Here is a 13516-nt window from a genome sequence, read left to right as displayed (position 1 = left end):
TCGCTAGATGACCATCCTCATGCCCGAGCTAGATGATCTCTGGGGCATGCGTCCTGCGATGGGCTCATCGAGCCCGCGTCGCCGTCGGGCCGCGGAAGCTCGAAGAAGGTGTGACGAAACTGATGACAACAGTCGATGAAATCGCGCGTGCTCTTCGGCATCGGGACGCGTGCACGCACGAGAAAGCTGATGAGCTCGGCCCCCTGGCGTAGCAGCCGAATCCCGGCCATGGCCTCGCGCGTCGCATCGCCACTGGCCTCCGGCGGCAGCAACGGCGCAATGCGAGCGAGCCGGTCGCTCGCGACCACGAATGCCGGCCAGACATCGAAGACCGCCGGGTCGGTGCGGAGGATCTCACATTTGCGTTTGGCCGCTTGCGCCAGGTCGTCGATCCGTGGGTCGACCTCGGTGATCTGACGGCTGTGCGCGAACGTCTCTTTCAGCGTTGCGGCGATGCGGTCGATGTCCCGCATGGTCATGGCGATCTTGAGGTAGCGGCTGCTGTAGAAGTCCTCGATCGTCATGGAGAACGCCTTGAAGGGCTCGCCCCAAAGCTCATCGATGCCTTCATCCCCGCCCCGGTGACGGACCATCTTTCCCAAATCCAGCGCCTCCAGCAGGCACTGCCCGCATTCACGCATGAGGCTGTTGTCCGCTGCGATCTCGACCCCAGCGGATTGAAGATCAACAAGGCAGGTGAAGATGTCGGCCGCCCGGTTGAAGAGCGCGCCTGCGAGCATCGCCCCGTTCACCCGCTTACGCTCGGGGTCGGTTTCCCTCGCGTATGCTGCGCGCGCCTCGTTCAGCCGCCAACCGGGAATGTTGATTCCATGCTCAACGTGGTTGAACAGTCGCCGGGTGAGCGCCTGGATTAGGCCGCGCTTGGTCTCGAGGCTATCGGCGGGTGGCTCGTAGTACTTGATCCAGTAGCCATCGTAGAACACACGTCTCTCGCCTTGCATGAGACGTCGAGTACCGTTGCAGAGTTGTTTGGACATGCCAGCGTCGACAACCGGATCAATCTCTGCCAAGTGTAGAGTAAAGATGGGTTGGAGACGCATAACAGATGACCCGAGCAACTGTGCCCGCGTGATCCGGAGCTTGCGCACGGCTATGTGCAGGTGCCACGCTATAGTGGTTGCGTTATTAGCCGTTCGGTGCCGGTCGCCGGCATCGTGTTGTCTGACACCGATCGAGAGTCATCCTGTCGAGGGGATATGCCAGCCAAGGAAAACACGACCACCGTCATCACGACGCTGTTCATCTGGGCGCTCGCTGGCGCTCTGTTCGGCGCACTCTTCGGGGGTCTCTATCAGATCTTGGGCATTCTCGGCCTGTCGGGGTGGCACCCGCTTGTGATCGCGGCCGCCGCCGCCGCGACGACCACGTCTGCCTTCTATAGTGCCATGCCGGTCGCGCTCGTGGGTGCCATGGCGGGGGTCCTCGCATCCATCGCTTACCTGATCGTCACCGGGCAGAATGTCGAGTTGATTCTGATTGCGGGTACGGCCGGCGGGGTAGGCATGGTCGCAGGTCTCTTTTATGCCTGGATGGTGACTGGAGGAGGGCGGCCGCTTGCCGAGACCCTCACCGGCTTGATCGCCGGTTTGACGGCGGGCGGGATCCTCGCTGTCCTGTCTGCGCTGACGGAGGCTGCGCCCAGCATCTTCGTCCTGTCTGCCGGCGTCGTGGCGCTGGTCGGGACCTTCTTCCAGATGTCCGAGCGCTGGCTGGTCGCGCGAAGCGCGCGCTGGTTTCCGGGGGCGTTGTCGGACCCCGTCGTCGCCGGACTCGTCGCGGCTGTGATCGGGGCGGGCATCTGGATCATCGGCGGGACCACCTCGGCCGCGTTTGGCAGCCAGGCGCAGGACGCGGCAGACCAGGTCCTCGGCGCGGTTCCGCCAGGATTGCTGGGCGGGCTGCTCGGCGGCGCCGTGACGGGCGTTGTTCTTGAGCTCATGGGATTTCGACTTCAAGAGTCACGCTGATCGCTCCCGGTCACGTCCGCGGGGCAGATCCTCCCGCTGGATGGGTCGATGGGCGGGACCCAGCGGTACCCGGTGAATCGCAGCGCTCGTCCACCGGGGTGCGCGGATTCAGATCACGAAGAGATCCATGAAGCGGTTGAGCGGGGTGGACATCAGGCGCCCTTCGTCCCGGCAAAGCTCGTAGATGTCCTGGGCCCGGCCCCTCGGGAAGCGGGTCTTGAGCGCGGCGAGAAACTTGACCTCCAGGCGTGGGATGCCCTCGGCGCGACGGCGGCGGTGTCCGATCGGGTATTCGACCTCGATCTTCTCGGTTCCCGTGCCATCGGTGAAGAAGACCTGGATGGCATTGGCGATCGAACGCCTGTCCGGGTCCAGGTAGTCAGCGGTATAGCGCGGATCCTCGGTCACGACCATCCTTGTCCGCAGCGCATCGATTCGCGGGTCGGCTGCGACCGCCTCCTCGTAGTCATCTGCGGTGAGACGCCCGAAAAGCAGCGGGATGGCCACCATGTACTGAAGACAGTGGTCACGGTCGGCCGGATTGTAGAGCGGCCCCTCCTTGCTGATGATGCGCACGGCCGATTCCTGCGTCGTGAGCTCGATGCGCGCGATGTCTTCGATGCGGTCCTTGACCCGGGGATGGAGGATCATGGCACATTCCACGGCGGTCTGGGCGTGGAACTCGGCCGGGAAGCTGATCTTGAACAGGATGTTCTCCATCACATAGCTGCCGTAGCCGCGCTGGACGGCGAAGCGATGGCCCCTGAAGAGCACGTCGTAGAAGCCCCACCGCGGGGCGGTCAGAACCGAAGGCAGGCCCATTTCACCCTTGTCGACCATCATGGCGAGCCGCACCGCACGCGAGCCGGCATCGCCGGCCGCCCAGGACTTGCGTGACCCGGTGTTGGGGGCGTGTCGATAGGTTCGGAGCGCGTGCCCGTCGACCCATGCGTGGGAAAGGGTGTCGATGACCCGGTCCTTGTCGGCACCGAGCATGTGCGCGGAGACGGCCGCCGAGGCGACCTTGACCAGCACGACATGATCGAGTCCGACCCGATTGAAGCTGTTCTCGAGCGCCAGGACCCCTTGGATCTCATAAGCCTTGATCATGGCGTGCAGGATATCGCTCATGGTCAGCGGGGCTTCGCCGCTGGCGACCGCCTTGCGCGAGAGATGGTCTCCCAGGCCGAGGATGGCGCCGAGGTTGTCCGAGGGATGTCCCCATTCCGCTGCGAGCCAGGTGTCGTTGAAATCCAGCCAGCGAACCATGGCGCCGATGTCCCAGGCCGCCTTGACCGGATCCAGCGCAAACTGGGTCCCGGGCACACGGGCACCGTTCGGGACCGCAGTGCCCGGAACGATGGGACCCAGATGCTTGGTGCACTCGGGATACTGCAGCGCAAGCAGAGCGCAGCCCAACGAGTCCATCAGGCAGTGTCTGGCTGTGGTGACGGCCGCTTGCGAATCGATACGGAAGTCAGAGACATAGTCCGCGATCGCGACCAGCTCCTGGTCCGGGGGTGGACGGAGGTTGGCGTCGGCGCTGTGTGAGATCATTGCAGGCTCTCCGGGGGGAGTAAGCAAGCGCTGGAGAATCCAGCCCTTCCCATGCGTGGCAGGATGCGCGCTGATTCTCGGCCAGGATGGTCGATCAATCAGCCTGTACCTTGGCTACAAGCCACCAGCTCAGGTCTCCGGCACTCGGATCCCGCGATGAACCACGAATCGCGACGGACCGGAACCCGTGTGTCAGCTCCTCCAAGCGCCTCTCGTCCTGGCGGCTGCGGCAGGTCAACGCCTCTCGATCGGCACCCAGCTCCGGTTCTCGGGTCCGACATAGTTGGCGCTGGGTCGGATGATCTTGCCGTCCAGGCGTTGTTCGATGACGTGGGCGACCCAGCCCGTGGTCCGCGCGATGACGAAGATCGGTGTGAACAAGGGCGTGGGGATGTCCATCTGGGCGTAGGACACCGCGGAGAACCAGTCGAGGTTCGGAAACATGTGCTTGAGGTCCCACATGACCGTCTCGAGGCGTTCCGCGATCTCGAACATGCGTGTGTTCCGGTTGGACTCGGAAAGCCGCCGTGCGACCGACTTGATGACCCCGTTCCGTGGGTCACCTGTGGTGTACACGGGGTGGCCGAACCCGATGATGATCTCCTTGCGGCCGACCCGCTCGCGGATGTCCGCCTCTGCCTCTTCCGCGCTGGAATAGCGGCTCTGGATCGCGCAGGCGGCCTCGTTTGCGCCGCCGTGCTTCGGCCCGCGGAGCGCGCCGATCGCGCCTGTGACAGCGGAGTAGATGTCCGACTGGGTGCCCGCGACGACGCGTGCGGCGAAGGTCGAGGCATTCAACTCGTGCTCGGCATAGAGGATGAAAGAGGTGTGCATGGCCCGCACCCACTCGGCAGAAGGTGCCTTCCCGTGCAGAAGGTGCAGGAAATGCCCGCCGAGCGATTCGTCGTCAGTCTCGACCTCGATACGTCGCCCGTTGTGGGCGAAGTGATACCAGTAAAGGAGCATGGAGCCTAGACTGGCGATCAAGCGGTCCCCGATGTCGCGGGTGGCGGCCACCGGCATGTCATTCTGCTCCGGCTCCAGGGTGCCGAGCAGCGAGACGCCCGTTCGCATCACATCCATCGGATGCGCCGACGGCGGGATCTGCTCCAGGGCGGTCTTGAGCGCGGCGGGCAGCCCGCGGGATGATTGGAGCCCACGCTTGTAAGCCGCGAGCTCGGCAGCTGTCGGCAGATGCGCGTGGATCAGGAGGTAGGCGATCTCCTCGAACTCGGCCTGGTCGGCAAAGTCCAGGATGTCATAGCCCCGATAGTGGAGGTCGTTGCCCGTACGTCCCACGGTGCAGACGGCGGTGTTGCCGGCTAGTGTACCGGACAGGGCAACGGATTTTTTGGGTCTAGGCACTGGGGGGTCGTGGTTCTCGGCCATCTTAAACTCCGCCTTCACCGCGATGCGAAGGCATGAAGCAGGCCGGGTGTTTCGACTCAGTTGGGCCGAGGTACCAAGCCCAACGCGTCCTGCCACTCGACTGCTTCCGGTTGGATCTCCCTCGTCGGCGCAGACCACCTGCTCTGCGCCCCCGACGATCGATCGAACGCCATTGCCGGGTTCGAGGGGTGATCGTCAATCCGGTTTCTGATCCGCGAACAGCTTGTCGAGCTTCTGCTCGAAGCTGTGGTACCCCAAGAAGTCGTAGAGCTCCATACGGGTCTGCATGGTGTCGACCACGTTTGCCTGGGACCCTTCCCGGCGAATCGCCTCGAAGACCTTGAGAGCCGCCTGATTCATGGCACGGAAGGCGGACAGCGGATAGAGGACCAGCGCAACGCCGACGCCGCCCAATTGGCTCGTCGTGAACAAAGGGGTTGCACCGAACTCGGTGATATTGGCGAGGATCGGGACCTTGACCGCCGCGACGAATCGCTCGTACTGGGCCAGCTCGGTCACAGCTTCAGGAAAGATCATGTCCGCACCCGCCTCGACACAGGCCACGGCGCGGTCGATGGCGGACTCCATGCCCTCGACGGCCAGGGCGTCCGTGCGGGCCATGATGACGAAGTCGTCGGTGCGCGCATCCACAGCGGCCTTGATGCGGTCGACCAGCTCCCCCTTTGAGACGATGGCCTTTCCTGGCCGATGGCCACAACGTTTCGCTGCGACCTGGTCCTCGATATGGCAACCGGCGGCGCCCGCGCGACTCATCAATCGCACGGTGCGCGCGATGTTGAAGGCGCCGCCCCAGCCGGTATCGGCGTCGACCAAGAGAGGGAGGTCGGATGCGTCGGTGATTCGGCGCACGTCTTCCAAGACATTGTCGAGGCTGGTCATCCCCAGGTCTGGAAGACCGAATGAGCAGGCCGCGACTCCGCCCCCGGAGAGATACAGCGCGCGATAGCCCGTGCGTTGCGCCATCATTGCATGATAGGCATTGACCGTTCCGATGACCTGAAGCGGATGCTCGTCGCGAACGGCGAGCCGCAGTCGCGCGCCGGGCGTGTCTGTCTCGGTCATGCTGGTCGACTCCATACCGCGAGAATTGGGCTCGCGCCGCTCTTCGGCGCGGAGGCGCAGCGGTTGTTCCACCGCGTCCGCTGCGACGCTCGCTGAGTTGTGCCTGGCCATGCCGGACGTGGTTTAACCGCCAATCAGGGCGAAGCTCTCCTCCGCCGCATCCAACGTGGCCTGGATCTGCGCCTCTTCATGCGCGATCGAAACAAAGCCGGCCTCGAAGGCCGAAGGGGCCAGGTACACGCCACGCTCCAGCATCGCGTGGAAGAAGGTCTTGAACTGATCCTGGTTGCAGTGGGTGGCCTGCTCGAAGTTGATCACCTGCTCGCCGGTGAAGAAGAGCCCGAACATCCCGCCGGCGCGATTGGTGCTGAACGGGATGCCGGCGGCATCGGCGCGCGCCTGCAACCCGGCGAGGAGCCCCGCTGTGGTGGCGCTCAGTCGATCGTAGAACCCCGGCTCGCTGATCAGCTCGAGGGTCTTGAGCCCCGCGGCCATCGCAATTGGGTTACCCGACAGGGTGCCGGCCTGGTAGACCGGGCCGAGTGGTGAGATGTGAGACATGATCTCGCGCTTGCCGCCGAAGGCACCCACGGGCATTCCGCCTCCGATGACCTTTCCGAGCGCGGTTAGATCCGGGTCGATGCCGAAGAGCTCCTGGGCCCCGCCACGGGCAACGCGGAAACCCGTCATCACCTCGTCGAAGATGAGCACGGACCCATACTGGTCGCAGATCCCGCGCAGCCCCTCGAGGAAACCGGGTACCGGAGGGATGCAGTTCATGTTCCCGGCGACGGGCTCGACGATGACGCAGGCGATCGCGTCGCCGATCTCGGCGAAGGCCTGGCGGACCTGATCCAGGTCATTGTAACTGAGCGTGATCGTCAGCTCGGCCAGCGCGGCCGGCACGCCCGGTGAGCTGGGCTCACCGAGCGTGAGCGCACCGGAGCCGGCCTTCACGAGGAGGGAATCGACATGACCGTGATAACAGCCCTCGAATTTGACCACCTTGTCGCGGCCGGTGAAGCCCCTGGCCAAGCGCAAGGCGCTCATGGTGGCCTCGGTCCCGGAGCTGACCATGCGCACCATGTCCATGCTCGGCACCAGCTCGCAGACCCTGTCGGCCATTGTCGTCTCCAGCTCAGTGGGCGCGCCGAAGGAAAGCCCGTTCTGGATCCGCCGCTGAACGGCTGCGAGGACGTCGGGGTGGGCATGTCCGAGGATCATGGGTCCCCATGACCCGACATAGTCGACATAGCGTTTTCCGTCGGCATCGAAGGCATAGGGCCCGAGCGCACGTTCGAAGAACACCGGATCGCCGCCAACGCCGCGGAACGCCCGCACAGGCGAGTTGACGCCGCCCGGGATGTGGCGCTGGGCGGCTCGGAAGAGTTCATGGGATCGGCTCATCGGGGATCTCCTGCAGGAAAGAGTGAGGCATAGGTGCGAGCGGCGGCGGTTACGTCCGGTTGCGCAAAGACACCGCTGATGATCGCGAGCATTCGGGCGCCCGCCGCGATCAACAGCGGGCCATTCTTTGGTGTGATTCCGCCGATCGCAACCAACGGAACCTCCATACAGCGGCTGGCGGCAGCCAGGAGCTGGCGGGAGGCGCGAACCGCGTCTGGTTTGGTTGGGGACGGAAAGAAGCTCCCAAACGCCACATAGCTCGCGCCGCGCCGCGCCGCAGCGCGTCCGCGAGCCAAGTCATCGTAGCAGGACACGCCGACGATGGCGTCTGTCCCGAGTCGGTCTCGCGCCGCGAGGGGATCGCCGTCGTCACGGCCAAGGTGGACCCCCTCCGCACCGAGCTCTGCGGCGAGCGTCACGTCGTCGTTGATGACCAATGGAACGCCCGCGGCTCGACAGATTTGGAGGACCGCGTTGGCCCGATCGTATTGCTCCTGACGGCTCCGACCCTTTTCACGATACTGGACGATCCGGGCCCCGCCGGCGATCGCGCGACCGACCTGGTCGGCGAGGACGTCAGGCCGGTCTGTGCCTTCCGGGGTGATGACATAGAGGCCCTGTAACGGCGTCATGGCGTCAGCGCATGCAGCCGGTTCGGCGTCAATTGACAGCGGCCGATGCGAAATGCGTGTTTCAGGGCCTCCCAGGTGTAGGCTTGTGCCTCGTCGACGGCGTCTGGCATCGTCATCCCCAGCGCGAGACGCGCCGCGATCGCGCTTGCCAGGGTGCAGCCTGATCCATGGAATTCCGCCTCCAGCCTGGGCCAAGTCCAGGTCTGCTGGAATCCTTCGGCACTGAACAGCCGATTGGTGACATCGATGGTGTTGTCGTGCGTGCCGGTGACCAAGACCCAGCGTGCCCCGCCCGCGAGCAGACTTTCCGCGCAGTCCGTCGGACTCCGGCCGGCAGTCAAGGTTTGCGCCTCGGGAAGGTTGGGCGTGATCAGCGTGCTGCGCCGAATCAGATTTTGCTTAAGCTGATTCAGCATGGCAGCGTCCACGACCTGCTCGCCGGCACCGCTCGCCAGCACCGGATCGAGAATCACCGGCAGGTCCGGATTCTCGTCGATCAGGTTGTTCAGGACGCGGATCACGCGCGAGCTGCCGACCATGCCGATCTTCAGCGCACGCGGCATGCAATCGCCCAAGAGTCTCCGGCACTGGCCCTCGACCTGCTCGGCCGATTGCGGGTAGATCCGAGACAGTCCGCAGCTATCCTGCTCGGTCACGACGCTGATCACGGTGACCGGAAACACGCGCGCGGCCGTAATGGCCTCCGCATCTGCGAGGATCCCTGCACCTCCGCTCGGGTCGTGGCCCCCCACACAGAGGACGACCGGTCGATCGGCGACTTCCTTCATGGTCTCTGTCCCTCTTAAGTTGATCCGCTCGGGCCGACGAGGCCGGCGCCGCCAGAGAAGATAACAGGGATGGCGAGTCTTCGCGGCCCCCTCGATCAGGCATGCTCGGGTCGTGAGGCCCCTCCGGGTGGCGAAAACGGCCGGGCCTGATGCGGCGCTGTTGAATTTGTCCGGTCTCCGCCCGACCATGGACTGGATGAAACCCCGCTGCTGTCATGGAAGTCGACGTCGGCAACGCCGGACGGCAGCGATCGGTGTCCCTTGGAGTGACTTGATGAAGACGTACATGTGTGTGATTTGCGGACTGATTTTCGATGAGGCGCAGGGGTGGCCCGACGACGGCATCCCGCCCGGGACGAGGTGGGAGGACGTACCGCTCAACTGGAAGTGTCCGGAGTGTGGTGCAGGGAAGGACGACTTCGAGATGGTCGAGGTCTAGTCGAGAGGGACCTGAGGTTGGAGGGCGGGGATTTCACGTCTTCCGCCGCGACGCGATGGGCGAATGGGATACTGGGAGGCACAGGTTGCCGCGCATTGTGGCCCGTCTCGTCTACACTCCTTCACATGGACGCGACGATCGCTTCTAGGCAGCTGTGCCATGTCGACGCCCTCGAGGTTGCCGTGCTCGCCAAGCAATATTGCGACCGCATCGAGTCGTCGGCATACGAGCCGAAGCGGTGGCTCAAAGACGTAGTGTTTCTGCTGCCGCGACTTCACGCGGCCGTCGCTTCGGTCGCGGTGCCTTCGTCAGCATTCGGCCAGATGAATGCCGTCGATCTAGACGAGCGCTTCGAGCTGTTTTCGCGCCTACGCAAGTTGTTGGCGGACCGGGATGCCTACTGGCTGGAGTTCGACCGGGCGAGCGAGGGGGCGGACGGCATGACTGGCAGCCTGGCCGACGATCTGACCGATATCTACTGTGAGTTAAAGCTGGGGCTGAGGCTGTACGACCAGGATCCCGTCTGCGCGGTCACTGTTTGGGCTGTCGGCTTTGACTCGCACTGGGGCCGGCATCTCGTGGATGCCGAGCGCCATCTCGCCAGGCTCGCGGCCGAAGACCGCCTCGAGGCGTGAGCCTCGCTCCGGCGGTGGCATGGCCGTATCGTTTTCTGCTACCCTTCGCCCCGTTTTCGTTTGTGTCACGAGGTGATGATCGATGTCCGCCGTCCTAAGTGAAACTGAGCTGACACTGACAGCGCCGGCGAGGGCCAAGATGGCCAACCTGTTCGAGCAGGTTGACGCTGGGGTTCAGGGGGTTCGGGTGTTCGCGACGCCCGGCGGTTGCAGTGGTATCAGCTTTGGAATGACCTTCACGGACGCCATCAACGCGGATGACGGCGTGCTTGCCTGCGATGGATTCAATGTGGTCGTCGATGACGGGACGCTTCCATATCTCCGCGGTGTCGAGATCGACTTCGTCGACGAAGGCGATGGAAATGCGACGTTCGTCTTCAACAATCTCCCCCAAGTCGGCGGCGGCTGCGGCTCCTGCGGCTCCTCCTCGGGTGGAGGCTGCTCCTGAGGGGCGTTCCGCGTCCCGTTGATGATGGGCGGGGCGCCTCGCTCGCACGAACAAGCGGCAACGGCCGCTTTTTTGTTGCGGGGATCGCTGGTCTTGGTCGCACGAGTTAGGTCCTGCGGGTGGGCTGCGCCCGAACGGGGGGAAGGGTCGGCATGGTCAGAGTCGGGATCGTCGGCGGTACAGGTTACACCGGGGCCGAGCTCTTGCGCATCCTCGCGGGTCATCCCGAGACCTCGATCTCGGTGATCACCTCGCGCACCCAGGCTGGGACGCCCGTCGCAGACATCTTTCCCCACCTCAGGGGGCGTCTGGGGCTCTCATTCACCGCGCCGGACGAGCGTGCGCTGGCGCAATGCGACCTGGTCTTCTTCGCTACCCCCAACGGGACCGCGATGACGGCCGTTCCCGGGCTGTTGGCACAAGGGGTGCGCGTAGTCGACCTGGCCGCAGATTTCCGCCTCAAGGATCCCGCCGTTTGGGAGGCTTGGTACGGTCGGCCTCACGCCTGTCCCGAGCTTCTGTCTGAAGCGGTTTATGGGCTGCCCGAGCTCAATCGGGCCGAGGTGCGTGCTGCCAGACTGGTGGCCAATCCAGGCTGTTATCCGACGGCTGTGACCCTGGGGCTTCTCCCGTTGCTGGCGGCGGGCGCCGTGGATCCGAGCTGGCTGATCGCCGACGCCAAGTCCGGGGTCAGCGGGGCCGGGCGCAAGGCGTCCACGGCTTTGTTGATGGCGGAGGTTGGTGAGAGCTTCAAAGCTTACTCGGTCAAGGGCCATCGGCATGCGCCCGAGATCCGACAGAACCTGACCAGGTTCGCTGGCCCAGACCTGAATCTCACCTTTGTTCCGCACCTGGTCCCAATGATTCGAGGAATCGAGGCCACAATCTATGCGCGGCTGACCGATGTGGCGATCCATCTCGACGACTTGTTCAGGGACTATTACGCGGATGAGCCCTTCGTCGACGTGATGGCTGGGGGCGCCCATCCGGACACGCGTTCCGTGCGCGGTGCCAACCTCTGTCGAATTGCCGCAACCCTCCAGGGTTCCTCGGGCGTCGTGGTGGTCCAGTCGGTGATAGACAATCTCGTCAAAGGCGCCGCGGGGCAAGCCGTCCAGAACATGAATCTGATGTTTGGCATCGAGGAGTCGGTCGGGCTTGGCGCGCTGCCCCTTCTGCCTTAGGTTTAGGGTGCCAGTTGATGCTTCTTGAGGAGACGTCGGTGGCGTGCGCTGAGATCCCGTGTCAACCCGCCGCTCGGTGACCAGTCGCTCCAACGCCAACACCGCCGACTCCATGACCGACTCGTTCAGGAGGCTGTCTTACCGGCTGCTCGCGATCGGCCTCTACGCCGTCCTGTTGGCCGCGGCATTCTGGGGCGGGTTCGAGCTCGGTGTTCGGCGGCTTTCGTCCGGGTGGGAGCTGCAACTGGCGGCTTTGACTGCGGAGGTCCGCTCAGTGGTGGCTGAACGCGAGTCGCTTCGAGAGGGGTTGGCCACAGCACTCCGAGAACGGGTCATCCTGGAGCGCAGCCACCAGATTGATCGCGAGGCCGCCCGCGCCCTCACGGATCAGCTGAAACAGGCCCAAGACGCCCGGCTCGCCCTTAACCGCGAGTTATCCTACCTGAAGCGGCTGGTCCAAGAGGGCGGGCGGGGTGCCATGCGAGTCCAGGATCTGCATCTGATGGCTGGCGATGGAACCGGGGCGTTTCGCTACAGCTTCACGGTCACCCAGATGGTTCCTGGGTTCGGTGAAGCCGAGGGGCGCGTGCGGTTCGAGATCGAGGGACACAATGGCGACACTGCCATGACCCTGTCGCTGAGTGATTTACCGGCCGCAGAGCCACGGGAATTGCGGGTCGCGTTCGAGCACTTTCAGACCCTGTCTGGGACCTTCGAGCTTCCGGATGGTTTCGAGCCCAGCGGCGTCGTGGTCGGGATCGAGCCGTCCAGCGAGAGCTTGATTCCGACCCTGGAGTCGTTCCCATGGGCGCTGGAGACCGGGGATCTTCGTCCTGAGGCTTCGCTCGATGACGGGTCTTCGGAGGGTCGCTGATTTCCCTCGTGGGAGCGCTGAAGAACCCGGTGCTCCCATCGGCACAGAGAGGACACCGCCATGGTCTGTTGCCTAACCGATCGACACTAAACCGCATCCAGGAGGCCGCGTCTCGAAGTTGCCTGCTGATTGTCGGCCAGGCTGGGCAATCGATCATCGTCGCCTGAGTGAGCTGAGCACATCTCGCCCCCGGCCCAGCCGCGCCCAGGTATTGAAAAAGCCGACCGAGCGCATAGGATATGGCGACAGACAAACCTGAAATTGTGAGCTGATTTGCCATGACCACTGAAGCCACCGTAGATACGCCGCTCGTGTTCACGACCTCCGCTGCCACGAAGGTCGCCGAACTGATCTCCGAGGAAGGCAATCCGGCCCTCATGCTGCGCGTCTACATCCAAGGGGGGGGATGCTCGGGTTTCCAGTACGGTTTCACGTTCGATGAGGAGGTCCAAGACGGCGACACCGAGGTCGTCACCGACGGCGTCAAGCTGTTGATCGACCCGATGAGCCTCCAGTACCTGATGGGTGCGGAGATCGATTACACCGAAGGTCTGCAAGGCGCCCAATTCGTCATCCGCAATCCGAACGCGACCACCACCTGTGGTTGTGGTTCGTCGTTCTCGACCTAGGCAAGCCCTGAAACACCCATTCTGCGCCTCCCGTGCAGCGGCAGGATGCACAGCTGCTGTGAAGCGCTCCAGCGCCTGAACATGCGGGAAACGACCGACCGTCGCTGCCCTATCTTGGGGGAAACGGGTACACTGAGTGTGATCGGAGATGGCTCTCCTCCCCGGGGCGCGCTCAGCCCAATGATCTCGACAACGAGCGACCGGACGCTATCCCCCGGCGTCTCCGCCGAGTTGTGCCGGCTTCTCGGGCGGAATCGTCAACGGGATGACGCGTGCATCGCTCGGCACCGTCCCCTCGTGTGCCGGTCTCGTCGCAAGCCACTGGACCCCTGCATACACCAGCAAAGCCAGTCCCAGACCCGCCAATAGCACGGCGAGGATCCGTTGGGTCGCGTTGCGTGTCTTGCGCCGCGGCCACTCTGTCTGTCGAAATTTGTAGTCTCGCATCATTATTCGCGCATAA

15 protein-coding genes are annotated in these 13516 nt (G+C 64.1%); 7 read left to right on the top strand and 8 right to left on the bottom strand.

Annotation, left to right across the window (positions count from 1 at the left end; genetic code table 11):
• Positions 1 to 17 precede the first annotated feature (17 nt).
• Positions 18 to 998, bottom strand: coding sequence for a hypothetical protein (locus LJE61_RS01910; protein ID WP_296914341.1), 981 nt, complete (start codon positions 996 to 998; stop codon positions 18 to 20).
• A gap of 219 nt (positions 999 to 1217) precedes the next feature.
• Between LJE61_RS01910 and LJE61_RS01905 the strand changes: the two genes are divergently transcribed.
• Positions 1218 to 1988, top strand: a complete 771-nt coding sequence (locus LJE61_RS01905; RefSeq protein WP_296914338.1) for a spermidine synthase — start codon at positions 1218 to 1220, stop codon at positions 1986 to 1988.
• A 108-nt stretch (positions 1989 to 2096) separates the two neighbouring features.
• On the opposite strand, the gene LJE61_RS01900 is transcribed toward LJE61_RS01905, so the two are convergent.
• The 6 genes from LJE61_RS01900 to thiD form a co-directional block, all read right to left on the bottom strand.
• Positions 2097 to 3545, bottom strand: a complete 1449-nt coding sequence (locus LJE61_RS01900; RefSeq protein WP_296914335.1) for a bifunctional 2-methylcitrate dehydratase/aconitate hydratase — start codon at positions 3543 to 3545, stop codon at positions 2097 to 2099.
• Positions 3546 to 3779: 234 nt separating this feature from the next.
• On the bottom strand, positions 3780 to 4934 hold the full coding sequence (gene prpC / locus LJE61_RS01895) for a bifunctional 2-methylcitrate synthase/citrate synthase (RefSeq protein ID WP_296914333.1): 1155 nt from the start codon (positions 4932 to 4934) through the stop codon (positions 3780 to 3782).
• Between the two features lie 195 nt (positions 4935 to 5129).
• Positions 5130 to 6017, bottom strand: coding sequence for a methylisocitrate lyase (gene prpB / locus LJE61_RS01890; protein ID WP_296913011.1), 888 nt, complete (start codon positions 6015 to 6017; stop codon positions 5130 to 5132).
• 123 nt (positions 6018 to 6140) lie between these two features.
• Positions 6141 to 7424: a glutamate-1-semialdehyde 2,1-aminomutase gene (hemL, locus tag LJE61_RS01885; protein WP_296913008.1), complete on the bottom strand. Its 1284-nt coding sequence runs from the start codon at positions 7422 to 7424 to the stop codon at positions 6141 to 6143.
• Positions 7421 to 8056 (bottom strand): thiamine phosphate synthase, encoded by a 636-nt coding sequence (gene thiE, locus LJE61_RS01880; RefSeq protein ID WP_296917263.1) that lies wholly within the window; start codon positions 8054 to 8056, stop codon positions 7421 to 7423. The genes hemL and thiE overlap by 4 nt, the downstream gene beginning before the upstream one ends.
• Positions 8053 to 8844, bottom strand: coding sequence for a hydroxymethylpyrimidine/phosphomethylpyrimidine kinase (thiD, locus tag LJE61_RS01875; protein WP_296917261.1), 792 nt, complete (start codon positions 8842 to 8844; stop codon positions 8053 to 8055). The genes thiE and thiD overlap by 4 nt, the downstream gene beginning before the upstream one ends.
• 274 nt (positions 8845 to 9118) lie before the next feature.
• Between thiD and LJE61_RS01870 the strand changes: the two genes are divergently transcribed.
• The 6 genes from LJE61_RS01870 to erpA all read left to right on the top strand — a co-directional run bounded on the left by LJE61_RS01870 (position 9119) and on the right by erpA (position 13053).
• Positions 9119 to 9283 carry a rubredoxin gene (locus tag LJE61_RS01870; protein WP_296913000.1) on the top strand — a complete coding sequence of 55 codons (165 nt, stop codon included), beginning with the start codon at positions 9119 to 9121 and terminating at the stop codon, positions 9281 to 9283.
• Positions 9284 to 9465: 182 nt separating this feature from the next.
• Positions 9466 to 9918: a DUF5063 domain-containing protein gene (locus LJE61_RS01865; protein ID WP_519972662.1), complete on the top strand. Its 453-nt coding sequence runs from the start codon at positions 9466 to 9468 to the stop codon at positions 9916 to 9918.
• Positions 9919 to 10000: 82 nt separating this feature from the next.
• The gene (locus LJE61_RS01860; protein ID WP_296912994.1) at positions 10001 to 10366 is read left to right on the top strand and encodes a HesB/IscA family protein; all 366 of its coding nucleotides are present in this window, start codon (positions 10001 to 10003) and stop codon (positions 10364 to 10366) included.
• Between the two features lie 152 nt (positions 10367 to 10518).
• A complete protein-coding gene (gene argC / locus LJE61_RS01855) occupies positions 10519 to 11550 on the top strand; it encodes an N-acetyl-gamma-glutamyl-phosphate reductase (RefSeq protein WP_296912991.1) in 1032 nt (343 codons plus the stop codon).
• Positions 11551 to 11608: 58 nt separating this feature from the next.
• Positions 11609 to 12424 carry a DUF6776 family protein gene (locus LJE61_RS01850; RefSeq protein WP_296912988.1) on the top strand — a complete coding sequence of 272 codons (816 nt, stop codon included), beginning with the start codon at positions 11609 to 11611 and terminating at the stop codon, positions 12422 to 12424.
• 278 nt (positions 12425 to 12702) lie between these two features.
• Positions 12703 to 13053: an iron-sulfur cluster insertion protein ErpA gene (gene erpA, locus LJE61_RS01845; protein ID WP_296917259.1), complete on the top strand. Its 351-nt coding sequence runs from the start codon at positions 12703 to 12705 to the stop codon at positions 13051 to 13053.
• 207 nt (positions 13054 to 13260) lie between these two features.
• Here the strand turns inward: erpA and LJE61_RS01840 are convergent.
• The coding region (locus LJE61_RS01840; protein WP_296917257.1) for a hypothetical protein at positions 13261 to 13516 on the bottom strand (256 nt) is incomplete at its 5' end.

Origin of the sequence: Thiocapsa sp. (assembly GCF_022340925.1) — a bacterium.
Lineage (GTDB): Bacteria > Pseudomonadota > Gammaproteobacteria > Chromatiales > Chromatiaceae > Thiocapsa.
The sequence above is the reverse complement of the archived record's forward strand: the minus strand, read 5'-3'. Positions and strand labels throughout refer to the sequence as shown.